Origin of the sequence: Siminovitchia fortis, assembly GCF_007681465.1 — a bacterium.
In the GTDB taxonomy this organism is placed as follows: domain Bacteria; phylum Bacillota; class Bacilli; order Bacillales; family Bacillaceae_C; genus Siminovitchia; species Siminovitchia fortis.
This window is the reverse complement of sequence record NZ_VEKZ01000217.1, coordinates 1-205: the sequence shown is the minus strand read 5'-3', so window position 1 is coordinate 205 and position 205 is coordinate 1. Positions and strand designations below refer to the sequence as shown.

At 44.9% G+C, this 205-nt stretch carries 1 protein-coding gene; it reads left to right on the top strand.

Annotated elements, in window-relative coordinates:
* Positions 1-205, top strand: a 205-nt coding sequence (locus FS666_RS19600; RefSeq protein ID WP_186306640.1) for a sigma-E processing peptidase SpoIIGA, incomplete at both ends; no start/stop codon positions are given.

Below are 205 nucleotides of genomic sequence, written 5' to 3'. Positions count from 1 at the left end.
GACAGCGGAAATCAATTGTATGACCCCATATCCAAAACGCCTGTTATGATTGCAGCCGTATCCACATTTAAGGATCAGCTGCCGGAGGAGATTCTGCAATTGTCAGACAAGAATAACAATCCTATTGAACTGGCAGATAAACTTCCGGAGATATGGAGCGAGAAGATGAGGCTGATACCTGCAAAGACACTTGGAGCCAATAACC